Origin of the sequence: Haloglomus irregulare, from assembly GCF_007421925.1 — an archaeon.
GTDB lineage: Archaea > Halobacteriota > Halobacteria > Halobacteriales > Haloarculaceae > Haloglomus > Haloglomus irregulare.
This window is the reverse complement of the sequence record NZ_QMDX01000003.1, coordinates 47,062-70,915: the sequence shown is the minus strand read 5'-3', so window position 1 is coordinate 70,915 and position 23,854 is coordinate 47,062. Positions and strand designations below refer to the sequence as shown.

Sequence of the window (23,854 nt, the reverse complement as noted above, 5' to 3'; positions counted from 1 at the left end):
GCCTACGGTCGAGCGACCCGTCCCGGTACGGTTCCTGCAAGGTTTTAAGCCGGCGCTCCGAACGGAGCGTTATGAGCCAGCCGAACATCCTGTTGCTCGGACCGCCGGGCGCGGGCAAGGGCACGCAGTCGGGCAACATCGCCGAGGAGTACGGCGTCGACCACGTGACCACGGGCGACGCACTCCGGGGGAACAAGGGGATGGACATCTCCGACCTGGATGTCGCGTACGACACGCCGGGCGAGTTCATGGACGCCGGCGAGCTCGTCCCGGACGCGGTGGTCAACGAGATCGTGAAGACGGCGCTGAACGAGGCCGACGGCTACGTGCTGGACGGCTACCCGCGCAACCTCGACCAGGCGCAGTACCTCGGCGACATCACGGACCTCGACGTCGTCGCGCTGCTCGAGGTCCCCCGCGAGGAACTGGTCGAGCGACTCACCGGCCGCCGGGTCTGTGACGACTGCGGCACGAACTACCACGTCGAGTTCGACCAGCCCGACGAGGCGGGCGTCTGTGACGAGTGCGGCGGCGAGTTGGTCCAGCGCGAGGACGACACGGAGGAGACGGTCCGAGACCGGCTCTCGGTCTTCGACGAGAACACCCAGCCCGTCATCGACCACTACGACGAGCAGGGGGAACTGGTCCGCATCGACGGCGAGGGGACCCCCGACGAGGTGTGGTCGGCGCTGGGGGCGGCCATCGAGGCCACCCTGTAACCCACCTCCGGGGCAGTTACGAGGTGAACGAGCGTTCGACAGCCGAACGGCCGGCGACGGGACACGCTCGACTCGCCCGGGTCGCTGCCGTGTCCGCCCGCCACCGGGGGGTCCTTTCGCCGGAAGGCTCGTGGGCCCGCGGCCCGAACCGTATGCGTGGTCGACGCCACTGACAGCGACACGGACGCCCGGCCGAGCGGCTCGCCGCTCTCGCGACTGCGCGCGGTCCTCACCGCCGAACCGGACAGTTACTGGCGGCTCTGGTTGACCGGCATCAACCTCGTCGGCCTCGTCGTCGTCGCCGGGGCGCTGTTCGACATCGGGGCCGTGGTCGGCCGGGGCCAGACCGGTATCTACCGACGGTCGCTCTACCCGTTCGTCCCGCCGGCGCTCACGCTCGGCGCGGCCCTGTTCGGGCGCTCCCGACGCCGGCTGGCGCTCTCGGGTGGCCTCCTGCTCGGCTACGCCGCCCTGCTGACCGCCGTCGGGGTGCTCCCCGAGGCGCTCCGGGTCGCCCCCCGCTACCCGCTCGCCGGGCTCCTCGCCTGTGTCGCCCTGACCGCGGTCGGCTGGGCGTTCGCCCGCCGCGTCGCCGCCCCCGCTCCCACCGCCGTCGACGAGGCTTGATGTGGGTCCGGCTCCAGCATGGGACATGGACATCGAACCAGTTGAGCTGACTATTCCCGAGACGGTGGTCGACCTGCTGCCCGGCGACGACGACGCCGTCCGGGACATGGACCGCGCCGTCGCCGGCTTCGAACGGCACGTCAACGCCACCATCGAGACCGCCGACGAGGAGACGGCCGTCGCCGCCGAAGTGCTGGATGTCGTCGAGCATCTCGAGGCACGGATGGAGACCTACGACGACTTCGTCCCCGAACTCCGCGCCTGGGGCCAGTCGCCCGCCTACGCCATCGCCTGGCGGGACCTCTACGCCGACCTCATCGGCCAGCTGACGGGTCACGACGGTCTCGCCCAGCACCTCGAACGCGAGGGTAACCGCCGTATCGTCGACGACGGCATCCGGCTGAAGGACCTGAACGAGGACTGACAGCCGCTCTCTACTCGTCCGGCGGCCTCGGCTGACGGCTTCGCCGGCGATTCCGCTCCCCGCACGAGCGTCCGGACCCCCCGTTGCCCGCTGGCTCCCCCCGGCCGCCAGCGGTGAGACCCCGCTCGCTTCGCCCGCGCGGTACGCTATGCCCGAACGGAACCGATATCGTAGATATCCGCCGCATATAGTACAAGCCCGGGAGGTATCCATCGGACGGACGGTATCGGCCCGTAACCCTCCGTCGTCCCGCCGGTAGCGTCGCTCCCCGAACCGACCCCTCCGCGAGCGAACTCCGGAGAAAGAGGGATACGGCTGCCGCCCCGAGGCGGTGATATGAGCCGGTCGGGCGAGACGGAGTACGATTCCGAGGTGGACATCGACGGTCTGCTGTCCGATGAGGAGCGTGCCGACCGGCAGACGTCGACCGGGGAACGCGAGCAGCCCGCTACGGCGGCCGACACCGAGACCTCGGGGGGACTGCGGTCGCGGCTCCCGTCGCCGTCGCTGCCGTCGCCCGGACTCCCGGGGTTCTCGCTGGGCGGGCTGGCGCTGTCGCTCGCCGTCTGCGTGGCGGCGTTCCTCGCTGCGGGCGTCGTCGTCCCGCTCGGCGGGGTCGCGGGGCTGGTCGGAGTGTTCGGCGCGGCCTTCCTGCTGGGGCTGCTCGGCCGGGGCCGGTACCTCGAACTCGTGGTCGCGGGCGCCGGAACGGCGGCGGTCGGCGCGCTGCTCGACCAGCTCCTGCTCGCGGCGGTCGCGGACATCGCGGCCCCGCTGGCGGCCATCAGCGGGGCCGCGGGGCTGCTCGTCGCCGTGATCGGCTGCTACTTGGGGCGCGACCTGCGCGCCGGCCTGACACAGTCGGTCGGCTGACCGGGGTCGTTAGTCGCCGGTCACGCGCCAGCCGTCGTCTGTCGCCCTGACGACGCCGTGCTCGGCCAGTAGCCGGAGCGCGTCGTCGACCGCGTTCGGAGCGGCGTCGACGTGGTGGGCGATGCGCTCGCGGCTGGTCGCGCCGTTGGCGACCGCGGCGGCCACCTCGGCGTAGAACCGGCCGTCCAGCTCCCCCAGGTCGTCGAACTGCTCGCTCAACCCGTCCATCACGTCGGTCAGCCGGCCCTGGACCCAGCGCTGGGCCATCGAGAGCTCGTTCTCCAGGGCCTCCAGACGGTCCAACTCGGCCGCGAGGTCCCGCAGCTCGCCCTTGGCCGTGTCGTCCTCGGGGGCCGCCCTCCCGGACTCGCCGCCGACGTCGAGCGAGAGGTAGCGACAGCGCGACATGTCGAACCCGCGGCTGGCGGGGTAGGCCGATTTCGTGCCGAAGCCGTACGGCGAGACCGACACCTCCAGCCGGAGACTCTGTGCGATGGAGAAATACTTACGACGCTGGCTGTCGACCCGCGATTCGACGAGGCCGGCCTCCTCCAGCTTCCGAAGGTGGTCGATGACGGCCTTCGGACTCACCCCCAGGTACTCGGAGATCTCCGTGACGTAACAGGGCTTGCGCGCCAGGAGGCGGAGGATGCGCCGCCGGTTCTCGTTGCCGAGCAGATCGAGCAGCGCCGCCGAGTCCATCGACCGGAACGAGGTTGCCGAGAGGAAAAAGCGTGTCTACCGCCCGTCGCCCTGCGCGTCCGCGTCGTCGCTCTCGGAGTCGCCCGTGGTCTCGTCGTCACCGCTCTCGTCGCCGCTGGCGTCCTCGGGTCGCTGGGCGTTGCCGTCCCCGGGCCGCTGGGAGTCGCCGTCAGTCGCGTTGCCCGCGTCCTCGGGCCGCGGGGAGCCGTCGTCGGTCGTATTGCCCGCGTCCTCGGGCCGCTGGGCATTGCCGTTGCCGTCGGGCATCATCCCGCTGGCGTTGCCGGCAGCGTCGGTCCCGTTCCCTATCGCGTCCGGCGGCCCGCGCTCGCCCATCCCGGGGACGCCGTCGGGCATCCCGGCCAGGCCGCGGGCGAGTTCGGACACCTCGGGGCCGGTCAGCTCGCTGGCCTCGGACCGGAGCCGCTCCAGCCGGCTCCCGTTGACCCCGACGCGGTCGGCCACCTCGGCGGTCTCGTTGACGTTCTCCTCGAGCTGATCGGCGCGGCTCGCGAGCCGTGCCGCCCGAGCCCGGTCGGCCAGCGTGAGGTTCGACCGGTTCAGCAGTTCAGCCCGCTCGGCGCGGAGTTCGGCCGCGCGGTCGCTCAGCTCCGCCGTTCGCTGGCGGACCACCGACGCCTGGGTGTCGCCGTCGGTCCGGTTGACGGCGGCCTCGAAGATGCCGTGCTGGACCTCGCCCTCGGCCTCGGCGGCGCTGGCCTGTGCGAAGGAGGCGACGGCCAGGCCGAACGAGGCGTTCCCGTCCGCGCTGCTCCCGTCATCGGCCGTCCCGTTCTCCGACGGCGTCGGCGTTGGCGTCGCGTTCCCGTCCTGGGCCGCGACCGCCGGGGCCGGTCCGCTGGCGCCGGCGACCGCGCCGGTCCACAGGGCGGCGAGGACCACGGCGACCGCGACCAGCAGCGAAGCGTCTCTCATCACCAGCCCATACCCGCTCCCCGGGCTAAAACCCGGACGGTCGTTCGGACGGTTCAGGGGCGGGCGCCCGCGTGAACGGAATGAACCGGGGCGGAAACGAGCCGTTAAGAGCGCCCGAGACCGTTCAGGACCCCGTTGCAGCGCCCATCCGGTCGAAGGCGAGTGCCGCGAGCCCGACGGCCACCAGCGAGGTCACGACGGACACGGCCGCCAGTCCGAGGCCGGGGTCGTACCGTAGCGGCGGGTGGAGGCCCAGCCCGTAGTCCACGAAGTCGTTCGCGAGCGCGCCGCCGAGCGCGAACGCGAGCGCGCCACGCGTCGTCCGCGCGGCGTGGGGCAGCAGGTAGGCCGCCCCGATAAAGGCGAGATGGCTCCCGATGACCCCGAAGTAGGCGAACGGGTCCGGGAAGTAGACCCCGAACCCGATGTTGAGCGCGACGGTCGTCCAGAGCGCCGTCTCGATGAGCCAGACGAACGCCAGCGTGTGGAGATACGCCATCGCGCGGGTGAACGGGGCCTCCTCGATGGGGCGTCCCAGGGCCGGCAGCAGCGTGGCGAAGGCCAGCGCCGCCAGCGTGGTCGCCGCGGGGGAGTCGGCGAACAGCGGCCAGGCGAACGTCGACACGCCCGCCAGCCCGCGGTCGACGTACCACCGGAGCCCGATGACGCCGATGGCGAGGCTCCCGGCGACGAGCCAGACCAGCGACGGCGCCGTCTCCAGGTAGTCGCGGGCGTACCGCCGCGGGATGGGGTTGAACCGACGCACGGCTCCGGCGACGGGGCCGGGCGGCAAAGGCCTGCGGGTGGCGGGTGGCTCCCGGGCCGGCCCCGGGCGACGCATCGACGGGTTTCAAGTCCGTTCGTCGCCGACATCGACGCATGAATCCAGGGGACCGCGTCCACGTCGTCCGCGGCGGGACGGAGTACGAGGGCGTCCTCATGCCCTCGACCACGGCCGACCGGCTGGTCGTCAAGCTCGACGGCGGCTACAACGTCGGCATCGACCGCGCCGAGGCCGAGCTCGACGTGCTGGAGTCGAACGTCTACGATGTCGAGGGCGCACGGGACGGCGAGGGCGGCAGCGAGATCCAGTTCGACGAGGCCCTCCCCACGGTATCGCTCATCTCCACCGGCGGCACCATCGCCTCCACCGTCGACTACCGGACGGGCGCGGTCACCGCCCAGTTCGACGCCGAGGACGTGCTCCGGGCCGTGCCGGACCTCGCGGGCCGGGCCAACTACCGGGGCCGGGTCGTCGCCAACATCCTCTCGGAGAACATGACCCCCGACGTCTGGCAGGAACTCGCGGGCGCGGTCCACGAGGAGATCGAGGCCGGCGCCGACGGCGTCGTCGTGATGCACGGCACCGACACGATGCAGTTCACCGCCTCGGCGCTCGCGTTCATACTCGACACGCCCGTGCCCGTCGTCTTCACCGGGAGCCAGCGCTCGGCCGACCGGCCCTCCTCGGACAACGTGATGAACGCCGTCTGCGCCGTCGAGGCGGCCAAGGCGGACTGCGCGGAGGTGCTCGTCTGCATGCACGCCACGGAGTCCGACGACCGCTGTGCGCTGCACCGGAGCACCCGCGTCCGGAAGAACCACACCTCCCGCCGGAACGCCTTCGAGACGGTCGGCGCCGAGCCGCTCGGGGTCGTCGACTACGACGACGAGACGGTCGACTTCCGCCGCTCGTACGACGAGCGCGGCGCGGCCGACCTGGCCATCCACCCGGGGCTGGAGACGGAGGTCGAACTCGTGAAGTTCACGCCCGGGATGTCGTTCGACCGGGTCGAGCGCCTCGCCGACGCGGCGGGCCTCGTGGTCGAGGGAACCGGCCTCGGCCACGTCCACACGGACCTCGTCCCGACGTTCCGGGAGATGGTCGAGTCGGGGACGCCGGTCGTGATGACCAGCCAGTGCATCGAGGGCCGGGTCTGCGACCGCGTCTACGACACCGGCCGGGACCTGCTGGATGCGGGCGTCATCGAGGCCGGGGACACGCTCCCCGGGACGGCGAAGGTGAAACTGATGTGGGCGCTCGCGAACGTGGCCCCGGAGTCGGTACCGGAGACGATGCGCACCCCGCTGGCGGGGGAGCTGACCGACCGTTCCACGCCGTGGCAGTGACCGATGAGTGACGCTGTGAGCGACCGGTTCCAGGTCCGACAGGCCCACGCGGACGACCGCGAGGCCGTCGTCGCGTTCACCACCGACACGTGGCCCGAGCGGGGGTCGGATTACCTTCCCCGCGTCTTCGACGAGTGGGTCGCGACGGACGGCCCGACACAGCGGACGTTCGTGCTCGAGACGGGCGAGACGGTAGCGGGCATCTGCCAGGCCGTGCTGCTGTCCGAGCGCGAGGCCTGGGCCCAGGGGATGCGCGTCGCCCCGAACTACCGGGGCGAGGGGGTGAGTCCGAAACTCACGGACGCCGTCTTCGACTGGGCGCGTGCGCAGGGGGCGACCGTCTGCCGGAACATGGTGTTCTCCTGGAACGCGGCGGGGTTGGGCCAGTCACGGGCGGTCGGCTTCGACCCCTGCGCGGAGTTCCGGTGGGCCGAGCCGGTACCGGACGCCGACGCCGCCGGGCCCGACGACCTCCGCGTCGTCGAGGACCCTGACGTCGCGTGGACCGCCTGGCAGCGTGCGCCCGGTCGTGAGCAACTCGCCGGCCTCGCGCTCGCCAGCGACGAGTCCTGGGCGCTGGCCGAACTCACGCGCGGCCGTCTGCGGGACGTCGCCGCGGCCGAGCGCGTCCTGGCGGTCGTCGGCGGCGACGGCGTCCGCGGGATGACCTTCCGCGTCCGCGACGACGAGCGCGAGACAGAGGACGGGGACCGGGAGCGGTTCGCGGAGTACGGTGTCGGCGTCTGGACGGATACCGACGCCGCGCGGGCGCTGTTCGCCGCGGTCGCGCGGGACGCGGCCGCGCTCGGCGTCGACCGGACGCGTATTCTGATTCCCGAGACGGCCCGCCACGTCTCGGATGCCGCCTACACCCGGGCGGGCTTCAATGACGAGCCGGACTTCGTCCTGGAAGCCGACCTGACCGCGGCATAGCCGGATTGGTGTGGTATCTTGCGATCAGGAAAGGTACCGACCGGATAGATGGATAGAACGCGGGATTCCGATATCAGCCGCCGCTGACCGGCGGGAACAGCGCCAGGTCGTCGTCCGCCTCGAGAACGGTGTCGTAGCCGTCGTCGACGACGAAGGGGTTGCTGTCGTTCCGGAGCACGCGGATGTGGTCGCGGATATCCCCGTCCTCGTCGAGGATCTCCTCGCGGAGCTCGGGGTGGGTTTCCAGCAGCCGGTCGAACGCCTCCCCGAAGGTGTCCCCCGGCTCAGCCGCGACCTCGACCCGCTTGGTCCCCGCCGTCTCGGCGAGGTTGGCGAACAGTCTCCATTCCATACCCGGGCGTGGGTGGGGCGCGCGCTTAGGGATTTGGCTCTCCGCCCGGTGACACGCCTCAACCGACAGAAGGCCTATTCCGGTCCCGTCCATCGGATCCGCCATGCGACGGGGGGTGGCACTGGTCGCCGTGGCGGTCCTGATGGTGACTGCAGGCTGTGGGGACCCGGCTATCAGGCAGACCGCACAGACCGTCAGCCCCAGCGCCACCGTCACCGAGACCGACGGCGCCTACGAGGTCTCCATCTCGTTGAACAGCACCGTCGCGAGTCGTGCCGGGCCGGCGCCGCTGAACGTCTCGGGGACGCGCGTGGTCGCGTACGACGCGGCGGGCGAGCGCCTCTGCGCGGTCGAGACCGGTGATCTGCCGCCGGGCGGGCGCGTCACGGCGAGCACCACCTGCCCGGACCGCCCGGCCGTGCTGGTGCCGGCGGCGGCCGACTGCGACGCCGAGGTCGTCCGGAGGACCGCGACCGTGACCGCGATCTCGTCCGTGCGGTACCGCGCGACCCGCTTCACTCCGTTCAGAACGCCGTCATACCAGCCGTTCACGGACGCCTGCGGCGAGCCACCCGCCCGGGAGACGTTCGTCGAACTCCAGTGTCAGTACTTCACGGCGAGCATACCGATGCCGTTCGAGCGCCGGCCCTGGACCGAGTGGGAGCGGCTCCCGCCGGAGGAGGACCGCAGCTTCCGGGTTCGAGTGGAGAACCGGACCGGGGGCGGGGAGATCTCCGTCGGTCCGGGCGGGCCGGAGAACCCCGACATCGAGCGCCCCCGGTTCACCGTCGGCGCGGACGCACCGCCGCTGGCCGGGGAACTGGTCGCCCTGGGCCGGCAGGACCCCATCAGCCCCTACCAGGCGGAGGTGTCACCGGCCGAGTTCTTCCGCGTCTACCGGACGCTCACCGGCTACGAGGTCGACGACACCGACGACCTCCCCGGCGTGGGGATCTTCGACAACGGGACCATCGGGGTGGATACCGACGACTACCCGCCGACCGCCGAGGTCCAGTGTGGCGGTGCCCCCGACGAGCTCCTGACGTACACCGGCAACTCCGGCTACCGGACGGAGGTCCACGTCGCGGGCGGCGACGGAACCGAGTGGGACATCCAGCTCGGGTACTCCTACCGCGCGAGCGGTCCGGTCATCGCGAACCGGTCGACGGTCATCCCCGGCGTCGAGCCGACCGACACCGCGACGGTGACGAACCGCTCCACGACGGCCGGTCCCACGAGGACGAACCGTTCCGCAACGGCGACGACGACTGGCGCCACGACGACGGGGACGGTGGCGACGCCGACCGGGACGGACGCGACAGCGGTTCCGACGGCGGACACCGGCAGTACGGATGGATGACACGAGGGGCTTTTCACCCGCAAGAACCAGGATATCTGCCAGCTTATCGCGTAGCGGGTAGAATATTCCCGGTATGGGCGGGTAACATAGCGTACGGCGGCCGTTTCAGCTCACTCTCCGCCGTCCCGGGCCGCGACGAAGACCTCCTCGTGGAGTCGCTCGCCGACGATGTCCATCAGCCGGCGGAGGTTGACGGTGTCCTCGCGGTTGTAGGTGGCCAGGGTCTCCAGACTGCTCGCGTCGCCGCGCTCGTACTCGCGCCAGAGCCGGATGGCGTCGCGCCCGGAGAGGTCCGGCCGGTCGCGGCCGATGCCGATGTCCTGCTCGATGCGCTTCAGGCCGCCGTCGAGGCCGATCCGTTTGCAGGGGTAGATCAGGTCGAGGTGCGCGGCGTCGTCCAGCGAGCAGCCGAACGAGGTCTCGAGGAACGGCTGGTCGAAGCGGATCCCGTTGAACGTCACGAGCAGCGGCGCGTCGAGCGCCTCGACGAGCCGGTCGCGGGTGAGCGGCTCGTGGCCGTCCAGCCCGCCGCCGTCGACCAGCGTCCGGGTCTCGCCGTCGCGGTGGACCGAGACGGTGGTCACCGAATCCCGGTGCTCGTCAAGCCCGGTCGTCTCGATGTCGAAGAAGGCGGCCTCCGAGCGGAAGTCCTCGTAGAGCCGCCAGCGCTCGTTCGAGGGGAGCCGCTCGTCGAAGAAGGTCGCGTCGCGGTCGGCCAGGCGCTCGCGGGCCTCGTCGACGAACGCCCCGATACGGTCGGCGGTCGTCGCGCCGACGCCCCGGCAGTCCCGCGCGACGGCCGGGTCGTAGTCCGCCCAGCGGGTCACGCCCTCCCGCCATAGCCGCCGCTCCGTGGCCTCGCCGACGCCCCGGACCCCGATGAACGAGTTCGTCAGTCGCACAGGTGTGGGTAGTCGCCCGCGTGGGTATAAACGCTCCGTGCGGTGTGCGCGCCCGGCCCGTCCCGGCGGCCGTCGACGCGCCCTCACCGGGTCACCACCTCGCCCGCGGGTTCGTACTCCATCCCGGTGCGGACCCGCTCGGCCACGTCGGCGCCGAACTCGCGCTCGACGAGGTGGACGGCCAGGTCCAGCCCCGAGGTGACGCCGCCCGCCGTCACGACGTCCCCGTCGTCGACGACGCGTGCCTCGACCACGTCGGCGTACTCGCGGAGGTCCTCGAGCGCGGTGGCGTGGGTCACGGCGGGGCGCCCGTCGAGCACCCCGGCCCGGGCCGCGAGCATCCCGCCGGTACAGACCGTCGCGACGGTGGCACCGGCCTCGTGGGCCGTGGCGATGGCCCCGGGCACCGCGCCGCGCTCGGCCTCGGTCCACGCCCCCGGCCGGTCGCGGTCGTTCCAGCCGCCGCCCGGGACGACCAGCAGGTCGTCCGCGCCGAGGTCGGGGAGCGGGCCGTCCGGTTCGACCCGGAGGCCGTGGCTCGCGGTCACGCGGTCGGCCGACTCGAGGGTGTAACAGCCGACCTCGCAGCCGGCGCCGGCGCGAGCGGCGTTCGCGAAGGTCTCGAACGGCCCTATGGCGTCCATCTCGTCGAACCCATCGTACAGCAGGACGGCGACGTGCATGCCCGACCGGTCGGCCCCGGCTGGCTTGTACCCCCCGACCTCTCGGTATCTCGACTGGAAACGGGGGGCGGTCGCCGTCGGGCGGTCGTCGCGTCTGCCCCGCGTCACACGCCGGCGCAAAGGTTGAAGTGGCCGCCCGACCGTGGTGAAAGTGAAAATATGGGCGGCGAGGACATGCTCGGGTGGGACGAGTCCGTCTTCCGCGACGAGCACGTCTTCGAGTTCGACTACCTCCCGGAGACGTTCAAACACCGCGACGACCAGATGGAGACGCTGAAGTACGCGCTCCGTCCCGCCGTGCGTGGCTCGCGGCCGCTGAACGTGATGATGCGTGGGCCGCCCGGCACCGGCAAGACGACCGCCGTCTGGAAGCTGTTCGACGAGCTGTCGGGGATGCCCGACGTGCGCGCGGTCCGGGTGAACTGCCAGGTCAACAGCACGCGCTACTCGGTCTTCTCGCAGCTGTTCGAGGGGATGTTCGACTACGAACCGCCCACGTCGGGCATCTCGTTCAAGAAGCTGTTCAGCCAGATCACCGACCGCCTCGTCGATGACGACGAGGTGCTGGTGGTGGCGCTGGACGACGTGAACTACCTGTTCTACGAGTCAGAGGCGAGCGAGACGCTCTACTCGCTCATCCGGGCCCACGAGGAGCACTCCGGCGCGAAGATCGGTGTCGTGGTCGTCTCCTCGGATCTCGAACTCGACGTCATCGACTCGCTGGACTCGCGGGTCCAGTCCGTCTTCCGGCCGGAGGAGGTCTACTTCCCCACCTACGACGAGCCGGAGATCGTCGACATCCTCCGCGAGCGGGTCGAACTGGGCTTTCGCGAGGGGGTCGTCGGCCCGCAGGTGCTCGACCGGGTGGCCGCGCTGACCGCCGAGGCCGGCGGCGACCTCCGTGTCGGCATCGACCTGCTGCGGCGCGCGGGGATGACCGCCGAGATGCGCGGCTCCACCGCCGTCGAGCGCGAGGACGTCGAGACCACCTACGAGAAGGCCAAACACGTCCACCTCTCGCGGCATCTCCGCGGGCTCTCCGACTCCGAGCGGGACCTCCTCCGCGTGCTGGCCGACAACCAGGGCAAGCGAGCCGGCGAGCTGTACGACGCCTTCGAGGCCGAGACCGACCTCGGCTACACCCGCTACTCGGAGCTCATCAAGAAGCTCGAACAGCTGGGGCTCGTCGAGGCCGAGTACGCCGACGTGGAGGGCCGGGGCCGGTCGCGGGCGTTCTCCCTGGCCTACGATGCCGACGCGGTGCTGGAGCGGCTGGAGTAGCCGCCGGCCATCCGACACCGCTTTCCCCGCCCTCGCACATCCGACAGCCATGACCGACCGTTCCGCGCTGGACGCCGTCTCGCCGCTCGACGGCCGCTACGCGCGCTACACCGAGCCGCTCGTCCCGTACGCGAGCGAGGCGGCGCTGATGCGGGCCCGCATCGAGGTCGAGGTGGAGTACCTCTGTGCGCTGGCCGACCTCGAGGCCGTACCGCTGACGCTCGACGACGGCACCCGCGACGTGCTCCGGAACCGCTACCGGGAGTTCTCCGGGACCGACGCGGAGGCGATCAAACGGCTCGAAACCGAGGGCTGGGCCGGCTACGACGCCACCAATCACGACGTGAAGGCGGTCGAGTACTTCCTCCGGGAGCACACGGCCGAGGCCATCCACCCGTGGATCCACTTCGGCCTCACCAGCGAGGACGTGAACAACCTGGCCCAGCGGCTGCTGCTCGGCCCGGCAGTCACGGAGGTACTGGTCCCGCGGCTCCGGGACGTGCGCGACGCGCTGGCCGACCTGGCGCGCGAGCATCGGGACCTGCCGATGCTCGCCCGGACCCACGGCCAGCCCGCCACGCCGACGACGTTCGGGAAGGAGATGGCCGTCTACGCCGCCCGGCTGGCCCGTGCGCTCGGTCGCATCAAGACGGCCGAACGCGAGCTCTCCGGCAAGCTCGCCGGGGCCTCGGGCACATACGCGGCCCATCACGCCGCCTACCCGGACGTGGACTGGCGGGCGTTCTCCGAGTCGTTCGTCGGGTCGCTGGGGCTGGAACACACGCCGCTGGCGACGCAGGTCAACCCCTGCGACGACATGGCGGCGCTGTTCGACGCGCTCCGGGCGGTCAACGCCGTGATTCTGGACCTGAACCTGGACTGCTGGCTCTACGTCAGCCGGCGCTACCTCGGCCAGGAGGCCGTCGCGGGCGAGACCGGCTCCTCCACGATGCCACACAAGGTCAACCCCATCGACTTCGAGAACGGCGAGGGCAACTGCTCGAAGGCCAACTCCGACCTCCGCTTCCTCGGTGACTACGTGACGAACTCGCGGCTCCAGCGCGACCTCTCGGACTCGACGGTCAAGCGCAACATCGGCTCGGCGCTGGCCCACTGCCTCATCGGCTACGAGAAGACCGCCCGCGGGCTGGGCACGGTCGTTCCGCGCGCGGACGTGATGGCCGAGGACCTGGCGGCGAACCCGGAGGTCATCGGTGAGGCCGTCCAGACGGTCCTCCGGCGGGAGGGCCGGACCGACGCCTACGAGCAGGTGAAGGCGCTCAGCCGCGGCCAGCGCGCCTCCCTCGCGGACTTCCGTGAGCTGTTCGACGAACTCGACGTCGAGGAGTCCGTCCGCGAGGAGCTGCACGCGCTGACGCCCGCGGACTACACCGGCCTCGGCGAGGAGCTGGTCGACGACGACCTCGCGGCCGAGCTGGCCGCGTTCGAGGCCCCCCCGGCCGAGGACCGGCGCGACTGAGACGCGCCGGCCGCGCCCGCTCACCGGGGGAACAGCCCGGCCAGGACGGCCAGCGGGTCCTGCGTCGCGGGCTCGACACGCACGTCCGCGACGACGCCCGCGTGGTCGGAGGGCCACAGCTCCGCTTCCCCGTCCGGCGTGCTCGCGGTGATCCGGCGCTCCGGGCCGACGCCGCGGCGCCGGACGGCGAGCGGCGTCGCCGCGCCCCCCGTCATGACGTGGTCGATGCGGATGCCGAGCCGGGACCCGTCGTTCCGGAGCTGCGGGTTCTGACAGCACGTCGGGCCCGGGCCGTCCCGGGTCGCCGCCCACGCGTCCGTCAGCCCGCCGTCCACGAGCCGGCGGTATGCGGCCGACCGGTCGCCGTCGGGGGTCGTATTCAGGTCGCCGGCCAGCACGACCGACTCGCGGTCGGCGAGGACCGCCGACAGCTCAGCCGCCTGTGCCTCCCGAACGACGCGGCTCCCGACCGCGAGATGCGTGGTCGCGAAGGTGAACGGCGCGCCCGTGGCCGCGACGACCGCCAGCGCGTACCCCCGGTCCACCGACACCTGGGTCCCGTCGTCGAGCGGGGCCGAGACGTTGAGCCCGAACGTCCCCGTCTCCGTCCCCTCGACCGTCAGGTCGTCGCGCACCAGCACGGCGTCGCGGTCGCTGAGCCGGACGTCGAACCGCTCGCCGTCGGGTCCCTCGGCGGGGAACTCCTCGTCGACGTTGTCGCTCACGGCCGCGAGCTCGTAGCCGATGTCGAAGTCGTAGCGGTCGAGCTCCCGGGCCAGCCCGTCGCGGAACAGCGCCAGGAAGTCGAAGACGGTCGTCCCGGCGTCGGGCTCGGCCCCGCCGTCGTCCGGACCGCGTCGGACCCGCGCGGCCTCCTGGAGGCCGACGACCGCGGGCAGGTCGTCGGCGACCCCGGCGGCCATGGCCCGCATCCGTGCGGCGGGGGCGCTCGCGCGAACCTGCTGGTAGCGGCCGTAGACCGTCTCGGCGTCGATACTCCGGGTCTCCGTGTCGACGAAGCCGTAGAGGCGGGCCCCGAGCCCCAGGTTCCGGGTGGCGACCCGGATCCGCCGCTGGAGCCGGGTCGAGGGGGACCCGCCGTCGATCCGCCCTCGGGCCGCCCCGCGACCCGCGCTCCCGACCAGGGCGCCGGCACCGGTCGCCGTTCCGACCGCCCGGAGCACCGAGCGACGACTCACCGGGCCGTCCGTCGAGGGGGCGTCCATCCGTCCGGTGTACGGCGGTCGTTGACGTAACACCGGTGGCCACCTGTGGGGCCTCGCCGCGACCGCAGGTTACATCCCACGCTCACCCAAACCGGGAGCCCATGCCCGACGGCGCCCACGAGATGCCCGACGACGCGGCGGCGCGGATCACCGAGTACCTGGAGGACCGCCACCAGTTCCTCTCCTGGCTCGGGTTCACCGTCGAGGAGTTCTCCGCCGACCGGCTGGTCGGGCGCATCCCCTTCGACGACAAACTGACCAACCCGACCGACCCGCCGACGGTGCAGGGCGGCGTCGCCTCCACGCTCGTCGACACGACCGGCGGCATCGCCCTGCGGCCCTACCTGACCGACCCCGTCAACGACGGCATCGCGACCATCACCCTCAACGTCAACTACCTCCGGCGGGCCGCGGGCGACCTGGTGGCGACCGCCGAACCCATCCGTGCCGGCGGTTCCGTCGGCGTCTCCTACATCGAGGTGGTCAGCGAGGTCCCCGGCGAGGGGGAGAAACCCGTCGCCGCGGGCACGGGCGCCTACCGGCTGTTCAACTCCGAGCGCCCCGACGAGGAGGCCGACCCGGAATAACGCTACAACAACGTTAGTTGGGCTGTAATCAGCGCGATTGACTACGAACCGGCGCGTTCCGTCTATAGGTTCGGCAACTGAAATAAGATATGTCATGATAGTTGAAAACGTACCGCGATGTTCGAACGTCGGCTGAGCGGCCGCTCGACGCGATGCCCGTGGTGGCAAGCGACACCTACCACCCGGTTGTTAAAATTCTCCGCCGGTCCATCGTACACCTTTCCGGGATGTTACGCTATATGTGGGTCGGACTGTACGGCTAATTCGCCCGCGAGATTTCCTCTCCCCACCCCCCCCTCGCGGGCCCCCTTCGAGCGGCCCGCCATCCCGGCGGGTGCGCTGCCTTTCACCGCGACTCCCGTCCGCCCGACTCCCCCAGCCGCTTCCGGAACCGGACGAGCTCGTAGCCACCATCCCGCAGCCGCCCGACCTCCTCGTAGGCCCGCGAGCGGTAGAGCGCCAGCCCGGCACGCTGCCGGGCCGCGGTGGTGAGGACGACGCGGTCGTAGTCGGCGGCCGCCGCGCGTGACTCCAGCTCGGCCAGCACGCGCGAGCCGAGCCCCCGTCCCTGGGCGCCGGGCGCGACCGCGATGCGGAACAGCTCGACGGCCCGCTCGGGGTCGACACCGTCGTCGAACCCCTCGTGCCCGCCCGCGGGCAGGTCGGCGACCGGCCGGAACCCGCCCATCGCGACGAGGTCATCGCCCTCGTACCCGACGAGGAACTCGCCACCGTCCAGATACGTCCCCGGGACGCGGCCGAGGTCCTCGGTCCCGGGCACGTCCCCGGGGTCCGTGCCGGCGTCCCGGAGTGCCCGCTCGTGGAGGGCCCGCAGGGCGGTCGGGTCGTCGCGCGAGGGGTCGAACCGGCGGAGCGTGACGCTCACGACCGCGTCCTCGGCGGGGGCGCTGGTGAACCCAGCGGTCGCGTCGCCCCCTTACGCGAACGTCACGTCGGCCCGCTGTTCGACCTCGCCGAACAGCCAGTCGGCGTGCTCGAGCGCGTACGCCTTGTGGTCGTCCTCGATGGCGCCGATGGCGTCCTCGGCCAGCACCGGCCGGTAGTCCCGCAGGCCGGCGGCGCCGGCGGTGTGGAGCACGCAGACGTTGGCGAGCGTCCCGCAGACCGCGAGGTCGTCGACCCCCCGCGCCGTGAGCCAGCCGTCCAGCTCCGTCGCGTGGAACGCGTTGTAGGTGTGCTTCTCGACGACGAGGTCCGCCTCGCGAACGTCGAGTTCGGCCACGAGTTCGGCCTCCCAGCTCCCCTCGACGACGTGCTCGCCCCAGCGCTCGAACTCGTCGTAGTAGTGGTTCCCGTCGAACTGGCCCGGCGGGTGGACGTCGCGGGTGTAGACCACCTGTGCGCCGGCGTCGCGGGCCCGGGCGACGAGGTCCACGACGGGGTCGATGACGGCCTCGCTCCCGGGCGCGTACAGCGACCCGTCGGGCTTACAGAAGCCGTTCTGCATGTCCACGACCACGACCGCTGCCCGTTCGCTGTCCAGTGTCGCTGGCATGGTCGACAGTTGGTCGCGCGGCGAGAAACGGTTTACGGGGGCCGAGCGCTGGCGACCCCACGCCCGGGATTGATACGCCGGACGCCGAAGGGAGTGGTATGCCACACCTGCAGTTCGAGGTCAGCGAGCCCCTGGCCGACGACGCCGTCGATGGCTTCATCGAGCGGGTCACGGGACTGTTCGCCGAACACATGGACACCGGGACGGGCCACGTCGCCGTGACCGTGCGCGACGACGCCGGGGTCGCGCTGGGTCGCGCGGCCGCGGACGAGCCCGTCGCGGTCCTGAACGCCGACGTCCGCGCCGGGCGGACGGCCGACCAGCGCCGGGCCCTCGCGGCCGACTGCATCGCGGCACTGGCCGACCGGCTCGGGGTGCCACCGGCGAACTGCTACGTCGTCTACACCGAACACCCGGGCGCGGACTTCCACCTCGACGAGGGGCCGCTGGACGCGTGGGACGCGGGCGAGGACGAGACGGGAGCGCTCTGAGCGCACGGCACGGGTACCGCCGTCGGCACGCATATGTCGCCGCCCGCCGAAGGGAAGCCATGCGAATCGAGTACGACCGGGACACCTGTATCGGGATGTTCCAGTGCGTCGCGGAGTGGGACGCGTTCGAGGAGGACCAGGACGCGGGCAAGGCCGTCCTGGCCGGGGCCGAGCAGAGCGAGGACGACCCGGACGTGATGGTCCGGGAGGTGCCCGAGGACGCCGAGCTGGACGCGAAGTTCGCCGCCCGGTCCTGTCCCGTGGAGGCCATCACCGTCTACGACGACGACGGCGAGCAGCTGGTCCCCTGAGCCCGCCGGTTCCCAGTCGCCGGGGAACGGGCACAATCATTATGTTCTCCACCCGAGTGCGTCCGGACATGTCACGCAGTGAGCAGCCCCCAGCGGTCCCCCGGGACGCGGACGCGGCGACGGAGGACGGCTGGGCCATCGACCGCGAGGAGCACGTCTCCGAGTGGGCGGCGCTGTTCCGCACGGAGCCGCGAGACCGGTAGAGGACCGGGCCGGGTCAGGCGATCTCGTCGTACTGGTCGGAGAGCTTCCCGGCGGCCTCGTCCATCAGGTCGGTCTCGTAGTCGTCCAGCTCCCACTCGACGACCTCCTCGATGCCGTTCGAGCCGAGCTTGACGGGGACGCCGAACGCGGTGTCCTCGTAGCCGTACTCGCCGTCGAGGACGAGCGAGCCCGGGAGCACCTCCCCCGTGTCCCGGACGACGGCCTCGACCATGTGCGCGACGCCGGTCGCCGGGCCCCATTCGGTCGCGCCCTTCCGCGAGATGACGTCCATCGCGGACTCCTGCAGGTCGCCGAGGATCGCCTCCTTCTCGTCCGCCGAGAAGGTCGGGTCGCAGCCGTCGACCCGGACCTTCGAGAAGACGGGGACCTGCGCGTCACCGTGCTCGCCGAGGATGGTCGCCTCCACGTTCGTCACCGGCGTGTCGAAGCGCCGGGAGAGGACGTAGCGGAAGCGCGCCGAGTCCAGCCGGCCGCCGAAGCCGATGACCTCGTGCCGGCCGCGCTCGCCGGACTCGTACAGGTGGCGGTTGAGCAGGTCGACCGGGTTGGAGGTGGTGATGGAGACGAAGTCGTCGTTGTACTCGGCCAGTGAGGAGCCGATGTCGTCCATGATGGGCGCGTTGTCGCCCGCCAGGTCGATCCGGGTCTGGCCCTCCTGTCGGGGGATACCGGCCGTGACGACCACCACGTCCGAGCCCTCGGTGGCCTCGTAGCCGCCCTGCCGCACCGTCGTGCTCGAGTCGTAGGCGATCCCGTGGTTCGTGTCCGCGGCCTGCCCGATGGTGGTCTCCTCCATGTCCGGGATGTCCACGAGGACGAGCTCGTCCGCGATGTCCCGCAGCGCGATGTTGTAGGCCGCCGCCGCGCCGACCGTCCCGGCGGCACCGATGACGCTCACTTTGGTCATATGTCGTTCGTGTGTGGGTGGGCCTCACCCGTTAAGGATTGCTCTTTGGCGTGGTTCATGGGCGAGACGATCGCTACTCCGAACTACCGACGATGGGCGTGGTGGCGACGGGTCCGGCCCCCGCCCCCGGGGACTCCCCGTGGGGACCGCGATAGCGCCCCCGGCGCTACCAGTGGCGTCGTGAGCACCCCGGTCAGAGATCGGTCAGCTTGTCGCGCTCGTACAGGTCCAGCTCGTGGACCATCGAGGGGGACTGCTTGGCGGCGAACGCGATGGCGTCGGCCACCTCGGCGGGCTCGACGACCTCGCCGGGAGCGTACCGGTCGGCCATGCTCCTGCCGTCGACCTCGAACTCCGTCCGGACCGCGGCGGGGTTGATGATGCTCACACCGATGTCGTCGTCGCCGACCTGCGCGGAGACGGACTTGGCGAACCCCCGGACCCACCACTTCGTGGCGGCGTAGACGGGGTTGTACGGCCGGGGGAACCTGCCGGCGAAGGAGCCGACGTAGACGAGGTGGCCGCCGGACTCGCGGAGCGCGGGGAGCGCGGCCCGGGTGAGGTAGAAGACGCCGTCGGTGTTGACGGCCATCATCCGGCGGTACTCCTCGTCGGTCATGGTCTCGATGTCCGAGCCGGCGGCGACGCCGGCGTTAGCGACGACGATGTCGACGCCATCCAGACGCTCCTCGGCGGCCGCGACCAGTGCCGCGACGGCGTCGGCGTCTGTCACGTCGGTCGGGACGACCTCGGCGGCGACGCCGTGGGCGTCGGCGACCTCGGCGGCGATCTCGTGGAGGCGCTCCTCGCGGCGGGCCGCAAGCACCACGTCGGCGCCGTCGCGGGCGAGCGCGCGAACGGTCTCGCGGCCGATACCCGACGACGCGCCGGTCACGACCGCGGTCAGCCCCGCCAGCGCGCCGCTCGTCGGTTGGGTACTCATAGACGGTGTTGCGCCGGGCACCGGCATGGCTCTTGTGTCGACCCGCGCCGACCGGTCGACGCCCCCGCCACGGCTAAGCCGCCGGCGGACGACCTCGCGAGCGTGCTCGTCGACCGCAGCGACCTGCTGCCCGACCGGGAGCCCATCCGCGCGACCGGCGTCGGTGTCACGACCTACGACGGCACGCCGCACGCCCTCGTCGCGGGCTACGGCGAGGCGAACCGGCTGTTCCGGGGCGGCGACGGGGAACTCGTCGACGCCGTCGAGGCGCTCCGGCGGGCGACCGCCCGCGGCTCGGACCGGTACGGCGAGGCGGCGCCGGTCGCCGACCCGGGTGGCCACGCGGTCGGGGTCGCGGCCGCCGACGCCGACGGCGATGGCGTGGAGGAGTGGTACGTCCACAACGCCGGCCCGTTCGCCCGCGAGGTGGTCGAACCGGAGGCGGGCAGCGGCGTCGGCAACCCGGAGCCCGACCGGCTGCTGGACCCGCACGGCGTGGGCGATGACGGGGCGGACGGCCCCGCGGGCTGGCTGGACCTCCTGGCCGACGGCCGCAACCGCCGGGGGCGCAACCTCCGGGTCGGGCGCTCGGTCGCGGCGCTCGACCGGACCGGTGACGGCGTCTACGCCTTCCTCGTGACCGGCGACGCCTCGCCGGCGCGGCTCCAGACCGTCGCGGCCGGCAGCGTGACCGACCGGGCCGACCGGATCGGCATCGACTTCCTCGGCGGCGGCCGCGCGGCGCTGGCCGGCCCCCTGCGACCGCCGCCCGACGGGGCCGACGCCGGCGTCCGCATGGACCTGTTCCTGGGGATGGAGCGCGGCCCGAACCTGCTGCTCCGGAACGAGGGCGGCGGGTTCACCGACTTCGCCCCCGAGCAGGGGGTTTCGGACAGCCACGGCGACGCCCGCGGCGCCGCGCTGGTTGACCTCGGGGACGGGCCGGGCCTCGTGCAGGTCACCGACGGCGACCGCAACCGGCTGTGGCCGCTCCGGCGCGATGCTGCGGGTGACGTGGCTCCCGATGGGCTCGCCGAGCCGGGACCGGCCCGGACCGTCGTCGCCGCGGACCTGGACAACGACGGTGCCGAGGAGCTGTTCGTGGCCTGTCACGGCGCGCCGAACCGGCTGCTCCGGCGCGTGGGGGCCGACCACCGCGATGGCCCCGGCTGGGCGCGCGTCGACCCGGGGCCGGCGACCGAGCCGGACCGCCCGACGACGGGCGCGGTCGCGGCGGACCTCGACGGCGACGGCTGCCCGGAGCTGCTGGTCGCCCACGGGGGTCCGGAGCCGGAGCCGCTGTCGCTGTTCCGCGCGGACGCCGATGGGAACGACTGGCTCCGCGTCCGGCCCCGCACCCCTCAGGGGGCGCCCGCCCGCGGCGCCCTCGTCACGCTCGAACCCGACGACGAGCCCGACCAGCGCCGCGCCGTCGACGCGGGCTCGGGCTACTGCTGCCAGGGGGAGCCGGTCGCGCATTTCGGGCTTGCGCACACGACGCCCCGGGCGGTCCGCGTCGCCTGGCCGGACGGGGAGACGCGGACCCGGGTCGAGGCCCCCGCCCCGAACCAGGTGCTCGACGTGCCGTTCCCCGGGTAGCGGCGGCCGTCAGGTCAGCGTCGCGCCGATGAGCTGTCGGTGGCCACGGCGGAGTCGGCCGGCGAGCGCCTGTCGCGAGATGCCCAGTCCGGCGGCGATCTCCGCGAGCGTCGCGCCGCGGTCGGTGTCAAAGTAGCCCGCCTCGTGGGCGGCCACGAGCGCCTCGCGCTGGGGTTCGGTCAGCCCGAACCGGGACTCCCTCTCCTCGTCGGCACGGTAGAGGCTCTCCACCTGCAGGTCGACCCCCTTCTCGCGACAGGTCTCCACGTGGTCCCGGAGCGCCTCCCGCGTCGGGACGCGGGCCCGGATGCGGGTCCGCTCGTGGGTCGAGCGCAGCTCCAGATAGACGATGTCGTTGGCCGCCGCGACGAGGTAGGTCATCCGTTCTTTCATCTCACCCGCGAAGCTCACGCGGTAGAGCCGCCGGTCGGCGAGCTCCGTCAGTTGCACGAACGAGGCCACCGTGTGGTCGTCGGTCAGCACGTCGTCGAGACGGTCGAGGTCGCCTCCCTCCGCCCAGAACAGGAACTTGCCGGGACCCCCCTCGACCAGCTGCAGGTCCTCCATCCGGAACGTGGTTCCCGGGAGCGCGGCGGCGGTCGCCTCCATCAGCGGGGATCGGTAGGTGAGTTCCGCGATGAGGGTCATACCCGTGGCTGGCGACGGGGAAAGATAAGCGTCGGTGCCGGCCGGGGCGACCGGGCCGACCCGACACCTGCGGGCACCGTCAGGGGGGGTATCCGGTGTGGCTAACGATGGGCATTGGGCCCCCCCTCGCGGTGCCCGTATGTGCATAGGTGGTCCGCCGGTATCGGAGATCGGGTTGACTATGCAAGGTCTGATGACCCAGGGGAGTCCGCGCTCGACGAACTCGAGAGCGCGACGCCGACCCCCTCCGACCGGCGGGGCTCGTCGACGACCAGGTCGTGCACCCACACGTGGCGGCGGTGGAGCACGCACTGGACGGAGCCGCCGGCGACGGCGACGAACTCTCCGGAGCCGGCCCCGGCGTCGCCGTCGAACGGTCCGAACCGGTGGTAGCCCCTCTCCTCGCCCCACGACCGGACGGAACCGGGGTCGGCGCCGCTCCAGAGCCGGCGCAGGACGGGCACCGGGGCGTCCGGTCCGCGTCGACCGCCAGCTCGCGAATGGCGCCACCGTGGCCCGAACCGTCCGCTCGTCCGGTCCCATGCGAGGCCCCCGTGCTGCCCCCGATCTCGGTGCCGGGGTCACCCGGGAACCGGTCACACGCGCCACCGGGGCCGGCCCGCTGCCACACTCTTTAGCCGGTCGCGCTCGTAGGTGGCATATGCGCGTCGTCTCGCTCCTCCCGTCCGCGACGGAGATCGTCCACGCCCTCGGCGTCGAGCCGGTCGGCGTCTCCCACGAGTGCGACCACCCGCCCGAGGCCGCCGACCTGCCGAGCGTCGTCGAGACGCGGGTCGACCCCGACGCCTCCAGCGCCGAGATCAACGAGCAGGTCGCCAGCGCCGAGCGCGGCGGCGGGGTGTACGAGCTCGACCTGGAGACCCTGGAGCGGCTGGACCCGGACGTGGTCGTCTCGCAGGGTATCTGCGAGGTCTGTGCGGTCGACCGCGTGCTCGTCCGCGAGGCCGTCGACGAACTCGGGCTGGACTGCGAGGTCGTGACGACCGATCCACACTCGCTGGGGGACGTGTTCGGCGACATCGAGCGCATCGGGGCGGTCCTAGGCCGCGAGGACCGCGCCGCCGCGGTGGTGGGTGACCTGCGCGAGCGGGTCGACCGCGTGCGCGAGGTGACCGCCGACGTGCCCGAGGCCGAGCGCCCCCGCGTGACGGTGCTGGACTGGCTCGACCCCGTCATGGTCGCCGGCCACTGGATCCCCGAGCTGGTCGAGTGGGCCGGCGGCGAGTACGGCATGGCCGACCACGGCGCGGAGTCACGCCCCCGCGAGTGGGCCGCGGTCAGGGCGTACGGCCCCGAGGTGCTGGTGGCCGCCCCCTGTGGCTTCGAGCTGGACCAGACCGTCGCCAACCTGGACGACCTGACCGACCGGGCCGGGTTCCCGGAGCTCCCGGCGGTCCGGGCGGACCGCGCGTTCGCGATGGACGGCCACCACCATGTCAACCGGCCGGGGCCGCGGCTGGTCGGGACCCTGGAGTACCTGGCCGGCCTCATCCATCCCGACCGGTTCGACGAGCCGCCCGCCGCGGCCGTCCGACCGCTCACCCGGACGGTCGCGTAGATGCTCCGGCTCCCCGCCGTGGTCCGCGACGACCTCGTCGCTCACGCACGCGAGGGCGCACCTGACGAGGTGTGCGGCGTCCTCGCCGGGACCCACGGCGAGCCATCGGTCGCGCGCACGTCACGGCGGGCGACTAACGCGGCCACCCACCCCCGCAACCGGTACGCGCTCGACCCCCCCGAACAGCTCGACCTGATGCGCGACCTGGAGACCGACGGCGACGCGGTCGTCGGGTTCTACCACTCGCACCCCCGTGGGCCGCCGGCCCCGAGCGACGTGGACGCCAGCGAGGCGACCTGGGAGGGGTACAGCTACGTCATCGTCTCGCTGGGCGGCGACGAGCCCGTGGTCCGCTCCTGGCGCTGGACCGGCGACGGCTTCGAGCCCGAGGGGGTCCGGATCACCGAGAACTAAGCGGAT

29 protein-coding genes are annotated in these 23,854 nt (G+C 72.2%); 16 read left to right on the top strand and 13 right to left on the bottom strand.

The window, feature by feature from the left end:
- Nucleotides 1-71: 71 nt before the first annotated feature.
- The 4 genes from DP107_RS06450 (at nucleotide 72) to DP107_RS06435 (ending at nucleotide 2,643) form a co-directional block, all read left to right on the top strand.
- Nucleotides 72-719, top strand: a complete 648-nt coding sequence (locus DP107_RS06450) for an adenylate kinase (protein ID WP_144261338.1) — start codon at nucleotides 72-74, stop codon at nucleotides 717-719.
- Nucleotides 720-875: 156 nt separating this feature from the next.
- Nucleotides 876-1,346 carry a hypothetical protein gene (locus DP107_RS06445; protein WP_144261337.1) on the top strand — a complete coding sequence of 157 codons (471 nt, stop codon included), beginning with the start codon at nucleotides 876-878 and terminating at the stop codon, nucleotides 1,344-1,346.
- 31 nt (nucleotides 1,347-1,377) lie between these two features.
- On the top strand, nucleotides 1,378-1,770 hold the full coding sequence (locus DP107_RS06440; protein WP_144261604.1) for a hypothetical protein: 393 nt from the start codon (nucleotides 1,378-1,380) through the stop codon (nucleotides 1,768-1,770).
- A gap of 336 nt (nucleotides 1,771-2,106) precedes the next feature.
- Nucleotides 2,107-2,643: a hypothetical protein gene (locus tag DP107_RS06435; RefSeq protein WP_144261336.1), complete on the top strand. Its 537-nt coding sequence runs from the start codon at nucleotides 2,107-2,109 to the stop codon at nucleotides 2,641-2,643.
- Between the two features lie 9 nt (nucleotides 2,644-2,652).
- On the opposite strand, the gene DP107_RS06430 is transcribed toward DP107_RS06435, so the two are convergent.
- The 3 genes from DP107_RS06430 to DP107_RS06420 all read right to left on the bottom strand — a co-directional run bounded on the left by DP107_RS06430 (nucleotide 2,653) and on the right by DP107_RS06420 (nucleotide 5,047).
- A complete protein-coding gene (locus DP107_RS06430; protein ID WP_144261335.1) occupies nucleotides 2,653-3,345 on the bottom strand; it encodes an ArsR/SmtB family transcription factor in 693 nt (230 codons plus the stop codon).
- A 36-nt stretch (nucleotides 3,346-3,381) separates the two neighbouring features.
- Nucleotides 3,382-4,281, bottom strand: a complete 900-nt coding sequence (locus DP107_RS06425; protein ID WP_144261334.1) for a hypothetical protein — start codon at nucleotides 4,279-4,281, stop codon at nucleotides 3,382-3,384.
- A gap of 124 nt (nucleotides 4,282-4,405) precedes the next feature.
- Nucleotides 4,406-5,047, bottom strand: a complete 642-nt coding sequence (locus tag DP107_RS06420; protein ID WP_238330793.1) for a DUF1405 domain-containing protein — start codon at nucleotides 5,045-5,047, stop codon at nucleotides 4,406-4,408.
- Between the two features lie 113 nt (nucleotides 5,048-5,160).
- Here DP107_RS06420 and gatD point away from each other — a divergent pair, with 113 nt between their 5' ends.
- Together gatD and DP107_RS06410 are read left to right on the top strand one after the other, a co-directional pair.
- On the top strand, nucleotides 5,161-6,411 hold the full coding sequence (gene gatD / locus DP107_RS06415; RefSeq protein ID WP_144261332.1) for a Glu-tRNA(Gln) amidotransferase subunit GatD: 1,251 nt from the start codon (nucleotides 5,161-5,163) through the stop codon (nucleotides 6,409-6,411).
- A 15-nt stretch (nucleotides 6,412-6,426) separates the two neighbouring features.
- The gene (locus DP107_RS06410; protein WP_238330792.1) at nucleotides 6,427-7,344 is read left to right on the top strand and encodes a GNAT family N-acetyltransferase; all 918 of its coding nucleotides are present in this window, start codon (nucleotides 6,427-6,429) and stop codon (nucleotides 7,342-7,344) included.
- A 73-nt stretch (nucleotides 7,345-7,417) separates the two neighbouring features.
- On the opposite strand, the gene DP107_RS06405 is transcribed toward DP107_RS06410, so the two are convergent.
- Nucleotides 7,418-7,696: a ubiquitin-like small modifier protein 1 gene (locus tag DP107_RS06405; RefSeq protein WP_144261330.1), complete on the bottom strand. Its 279-nt coding sequence runs from the start codon at nucleotides 7,694-7,696 to the stop codon at nucleotides 7,418-7,420.
- Nucleotides 7,697-7,799: 103 nt separating this feature from the next.
- Between DP107_RS06405 and DP107_RS06400 the strand changes: the two genes are divergently transcribed.
- A complete protein-coding gene (locus DP107_RS06400) occupies nucleotides 7,800-9,056 on the top strand; it encodes a hypothetical protein (RefSeq protein WP_144261329.1) in 1,257 nt (418 codons plus the stop codon).
- A 110-nt stretch (nucleotides 9,057-9,166) separates the two neighbouring features.
- Here the strand turns inward: DP107_RS06400 and DP107_RS06395 are convergent, their stop codons facing one another.
- Both DP107_RS06395 and DP107_RS06390 read right to left on the bottom strand, forming a co-directional pair.
- A complete protein-coding gene (locus tag DP107_RS06395) occupies nucleotides 9,167-9,958 on the bottom strand; it encodes a ribonuclease H-like domain-containing protein (RefSeq protein ID WP_144261328.1) in 792 nt (263 codons plus the stop codon).
- Between the two features lie 83 nt (nucleotides 9,959-10,041).
- On the bottom strand, nucleotides 10,042-10,641 hold the full coding sequence (locus tag DP107_RS06390) for a DJ-1/PfpI family protein (protein WP_144261327.1): 600 nt from the start codon (nucleotides 10,639-10,641) through the stop codon (nucleotides 10,042-10,044).
- 159 nt (nucleotides 10,642-10,800) lie between these two features.
- Here DP107_RS06390 and DP107_RS06385 point away from each other — a divergent pair, with 159 nt between their 5' ends.
- Both DP107_RS06385 and purB read left to right on the top strand, forming a co-directional pair.
- Nucleotides 10,801-11,922 carry an ORC1-type DNA replication protein gene (locus tag DP107_RS06385; protein WP_144261326.1) on the top strand — a complete coding sequence of 374 codons (1,122 nt, stop codon included), beginning with the start codon at nucleotides 10,801-10,803 and terminating at the stop codon, nucleotides 11,920-11,922.
- A gap of 49 nt (nucleotides 11,923-11,971) precedes the next feature.
- Nucleotides 11,972-13,402, top strand: coding sequence for an adenylosuccinate lyase (gene purB, locus DP107_RS06380; RefSeq protein ID WP_144261325.1), 1,431 nt, complete (start codon nucleotides 11,972-11,974; stop codon nucleotides 13,400-13,402).
- A gap of 20 nt (nucleotides 13,403-13,422) precedes the next feature.
- Here purB and DP107_RS06375 read toward each other — a convergent pair whose 3' ends face one another.
- Complete coding sequence (locus DP107_RS06375; protein WP_144261324.1) at nucleotides 13,423-14,628, bottom strand: endonuclease/exonuclease/phosphatase family protein; 1,206 nt, start codon at nucleotides 14,626-14,628, stop codon at nucleotides 13,423-13,425.
- A gap of 101 nt (nucleotides 14,629-14,729) precedes the next feature.
- Between DP107_RS06375 and DP107_RS06370 the strand changes: the two genes are divergently transcribed.
- Entirely contained in the window at nucleotides 14,730-15,215 is a 486-nt protein-coding gene (locus DP107_RS06370; protein ID WP_144261323.1) for a PaaI family thioesterase, read from the top strand.
- Nucleotides 15,216-15,561: 346 nt separating this feature from the next.
- Here the strand turns inward: DP107_RS06370 and DP107_RS06365 are convergent, their stop codons facing one another.
- Together DP107_RS06365 and DP107_RS06360 are read right to left on the bottom strand one after the other, a co-directional pair.
- On the bottom strand, nucleotides 15,562-16,101 hold the full coding sequence (locus DP107_RS06365) for a GNAT family N-acetyltransferase (RefSeq protein WP_144261322.1): 540 nt from the start codon (nucleotides 16,099-16,101) through the stop codon (nucleotides 15,562-15,564).
- A gap of 51 nt (nucleotides 16,102-16,152) precedes the next feature.
- Complete coding sequence (locus DP107_RS06360) at nucleotides 16,153-16,731, bottom strand: cysteine hydrolase family protein (RefSeq protein WP_144261321.1); 579 nt, start codon at nucleotides 16,729-16,731, stop codon at nucleotides 16,153-16,155.
- A gap of 98 nt (nucleotides 16,732-16,829) precedes the next feature.
- Between DP107_RS06360 and DP107_RS06355 the strand changes: the two genes are divergently transcribed.
- The 3 genes from DP107_RS06355 (at nucleotide 16,830) to DP107_RS21090 (ending at nucleotide 17,736) form a co-directional block, all read left to right on the top strand.
- Nucleotides 16,830-17,222 carry a phenylpyruvate tautomerase MIF-related protein gene (locus tag DP107_RS06355; RefSeq protein WP_144261320.1) on the top strand — a complete coding sequence of 131 codons (393 nt, stop codon included), beginning with the start codon at nucleotides 16,830-16,832 and terminating at the stop codon, nucleotides 17,220-17,222.
- 59 nt (nucleotides 17,223-17,281) lie between these two features.
- A complete protein-coding gene (locus DP107_RS06350; protein WP_144261319.1) occupies nucleotides 17,282-17,533 on the top strand; it encodes a ferredoxin in 252 nt (83 codons plus the stop codon).
- Nucleotides 17,534-17,601: 68 nt separating this feature from the next.
- The gene (locus DP107_RS21090) at nucleotides 17,602-17,736 is read left to right on the top strand and encodes a hypothetical protein (protein WP_272949824.1); all 135 of its coding nucleotides are present in this window, start codon (nucleotides 17,602-17,604) and stop codon (nucleotides 17,734-17,736) included.
- A 14-nt stretch (nucleotides 17,737-17,750) separates the two neighbouring features.
- Here DP107_RS21090 and mdh read toward each other — a convergent pair whose 3' ends face one another.
- Nucleotides 17,751-18,665 (bottom strand): malate dehydrogenase, encoded by a 915-nt coding sequence (gene mdh, locus DP107_RS06345; protein ID WP_144261318.1) that lies wholly within the window; start codon nucleotides 18,663-18,665, stop codon nucleotides 17,751-17,753.
- Between the two features lie 193 nt (nucleotides 18,666-18,858).
- Nucleotides 18,859-19,608 (bottom strand): SDR family oxidoreductase, encoded by a 750-nt coding sequence (locus tag DP107_RS06340; RefSeq protein ID WP_144261317.1) that lies wholly within the window; start codon nucleotides 19,606-19,608, stop codon nucleotides 18,859-18,861.
- A gap of 102 nt (nucleotides 19,609-19,710) precedes the next feature.
- On the opposite strand from DP107_RS06340, the gene DP107_RS06335 reads away from it, so the two are divergent.
- Entirely contained in the window at nucleotides 19,711-21,207 is a 1,497-nt protein-coding gene (locus DP107_RS06335; RefSeq protein ID WP_144261316.1) for a CRTAC1 family protein, read from the top strand.
- Nucleotides 21,208-21,216: 9 nt separating this feature from the next.
- Here the strand turns inward: DP107_RS06335 and DP107_RS06330 are convergent, their stop codons facing one another.
- Together DP107_RS06330 and DP107_RS06325 are read right to left on the bottom strand one after the other, a co-directional pair.
- Nucleotides 21,217-21,855, bottom strand: a complete 639-nt coding sequence (locus tag DP107_RS06330) for a helix-turn-helix domain-containing protein (protein WP_185977204.1) — start codon at nucleotides 21,853-21,855, stop codon at nucleotides 21,217-21,219.
- Nucleotides 21,856-22,034: 179 nt separating this feature from the next.
- Nucleotides 22,035-22,319, bottom strand: a complete 285-nt coding sequence (locus DP107_RS06325; protein ID WP_144261314.1) for a hypothetical protein — start codon at nucleotides 22,317-22,319, stop codon at nucleotides 22,035-22,037.
- A 197-nt stretch (nucleotides 22,320-22,516) separates the two neighbouring features.
- Between DP107_RS06325 and DP107_RS06320 the strand changes: the two genes are divergently transcribed.
- Both DP107_RS06320 and DP107_RS06315 read left to right on the top strand, forming a co-directional pair.
- On the top strand, nucleotides 22,517-23,434 hold the full coding sequence (locus DP107_RS06320) for an ABC transporter substrate-binding protein (protein WP_144261313.1): 918 nt from the start codon (nucleotides 22,517-22,519) through the stop codon (nucleotides 23,432-23,434).
- Nucleotides 23,435-23,848, top strand: coding sequence for a desampylase (locus DP107_RS06315; protein ID WP_144261312.1), 414 nt, complete (start codon nucleotides 23,435-23,437; stop codon nucleotides 23,846-23,848). It abuts the gene before it with no gap.
- The last annotated feature ends 6 nt before the right edge of the window (nucleotides 23,849-23,854 follow it).

Excerpts from the sequence above, each read along its gene's own strand:
- DP107_RS06425 (WP_144261334.1), bottom strand. The coding sequence starts at position 4,281 with ATGAGAGACGCTTCGCTGCTGGTCGCGGTCGCCGTGGTCCTCGCCGCC.
- DP107_RS06330 (WP_185977204.1), bottom strand. The coding sequence starts at position 21,855 with ATGACCCTCATCGCGGAACTCACCTACCGATCCCCGCTGATGGAGGCG.
- DP107_RS06375 (WP_144261324.1), bottom strand. The coding sequence starts at position 14,628 with ATGGACGCCCCCTCGACGGACGGCCCGGTGAGTCGTCGCTCGGTGCTC.
- DP107_RS06315 (WP_144261312.1), top strand. The coding sequence starts at position 23,435 with ATGCTCCGGCTCCCCGCCGTGGTCCGCGACGACCTCGTCGCTCACGCA.
- DP107_RS06385 (WP_144261326.1), top strand. The coding sequence starts at position 10,801 with ATGGGCGGCGAGGACATGCTCGGGTGGGACGAGTCCGTCTTCCGCGAC.
- DP107_RS06340 (WP_144261317.1), bottom strand. The coding sequence starts at position 19,608 with ATGAGTACCCAACCGACGAGCGGCGCGCTGGCGGGGCTGACCGCGGTC.
- mdh (WP_144261318.1), bottom strand. The coding sequence starts at position 18,665 with ATGACCAAAGTGAGCGTCATCGGTGCCGCCGGGACGGTCGGCGCGGCG.
- DP107_RS06435 (WP_144261336.1), top strand. The coding sequence starts at position 2,107 with ATGAGCCGGTCGGGCGAGACGGAGTACGATTCCGAGGTGGACATCGAC.
- purB (WP_144261325.1), top strand. The coding sequence starts at position 11,972 with ATGACCGACCGTTCCGCGCTGGACGCCGTCTCGCCGCTCGACGGCCGC.
- DP107_RS21090 (WP_272949824.1), top strand. The coding sequence starts at position 17,602 with ATGTCACGCAGTGAGCAGCCCCCAGCGGTCCCCCGGGACGCGGACGCG.
- DP107_RS06350 (WP_144261319.1), top strand. The coding sequence starts at position 17,282 with ATGCGAATCGAGTACGACCGGGACACCTGTATCGGGATGTTCCAGTGC.
- DP107_RS06405 (WP_144261330.1), bottom strand. The coding sequence starts at position 7,696 with ATGGAATGGAGACTGTTCGCCAACCTCGCCGAGACGGCGGGGACCAAG.
- DP107_RS06360 (WP_144261321.1), bottom strand. The coding sequence starts at position 16,731 with ATGCCAGCGACACTGGACAGCGAACGGGCAGCGGTCGTGGTCGTGGAC.
- gatD (WP_144261332.1), top strand. The coding sequence starts at position 5,161 with ATGAATCCAGGGGACCGCGTCCACGTCGTCCGCGGCGGGACGGAGTAC.
- DP107_RS06355 (WP_144261320.1), top strand. The coding sequence starts at position 16,830 with ATGCCACACCTGCAGTTCGAGGTCAGCGAGCCCCTGGCCGACGACGCC.
- DP107_RS06430 (WP_144261335.1), bottom strand. The coding sequence starts at position 3,345 with ATGGACTCGGCGGCGCTGCTCGATCTGCTCGGCAACGAGAACCGGCGG.
- DP107_RS06370 (WP_144261323.1), top strand. The coding sequence starts at position 14,730 with ATGCCCGACGGCGCCCACGAGATGCCCGACGACGCGGCGGCGCGGATC.
- DP107_RS06390 (WP_144261327.1), bottom strand. The coding sequence starts at position 10,641 with ATGCACGTCGCCGTCCTGCTGTACGATGGGTTCGACGAGATGGACGCC.
- DP107_RS06400 (WP_144261329.1), top strand. The coding sequence starts at position 7,800 with ATGCGACGGGGGGTGGCACTGGTCGCCGTGGCGGTCCTGATGGTGACT.
- DP107_RS06450 (WP_144261338.1), top strand. The coding sequence starts at position 72 with ATGAGCCAGCCGAACATCCTGTTGCTCGGACCGCCGGGCGCGGGCAAG.
- DP107_RS06320 (WP_144261313.1), top strand. The coding sequence starts at position 22,517 with ATGCGCGTCGTCTCGCTCCTCCCGTCCGCGACGGAGATCGTCCACGCC.